Source organism: Ruminiclostridium papyrosolvens C7, from assembly GCF_000421965.1.
GTDB classification, from domain to species: domain Bacteria; phylum Bacillota; class Clostridia; order Acetivibrionales; family DSM-1351; genus Ruminiclostridium; species Ruminiclostridium papyrosolvens_A.
The window spans coordinates 1-531 of sequence record NZ_ATAY01000046.1; the positions used below are offsets into that span (position 1 = coordinate 1).

At 56.1% G+C, this 531-nt stretch carries 1 protein-coding gene; it reads right to left on the bottom strand.

The window, feature by feature from the left end; all coding sequences use genetic code 11:
* Positions 1–465: transposase (locus L323_RS33090; protein ID WP_207637184.1), on the bottom strand; the 465-nt coding region annotated here is incomplete at its 3' end.
* Positions 466–531 lie beyond the last annotated feature (66 nt).

A 531-nucleotide genomic window follows, 5' to 3' on the forward strand; every position in this document is an offset into this window, starting at 1 on the left:
TTTCCACTCCCATACGCTGCAAAGAAGCGGGGAGTAACTCAGCAGCGTTTCCAGCCGTTTTCGGCTTTCTTCATTGAGCGACTCCGCTGGCGGATTCAGCAACCGATGGTTCGCTTTTAGATACGCCTTGGCCCGCGGTGAAAGGGTGTGCTGAACGGTTTTCCGAACCTCTTGCACGCTTTCGATCACGTACCTATGAACATGAAAACGATCCGCGATGCGAATCGCATTCGGAAAACATTCGCTGATCCAAGTATGGTAAGGCTGCGCCAAGTCCATCACGACCGCTTTGGGGCTCAGCCACAGGAAGTCCGGGTGCGCCTGGGCATACGCCCTAAGCGCCTCCAGCTTCCGGCCCGGCAGCAGATCGAGCATCGCTTCGCCTTTGAGGTTGTGGATGCCGGTGTTATACGTATGGCCTTTCTTGATCGCGAAGTCATCGACGCCCAACACCAGATCTTCCATGTCTTTGGCTTCTTCCCACACTTGCGCATAGATCCGCTCGCACTCCGCCGGAACCGCCTCGTGATG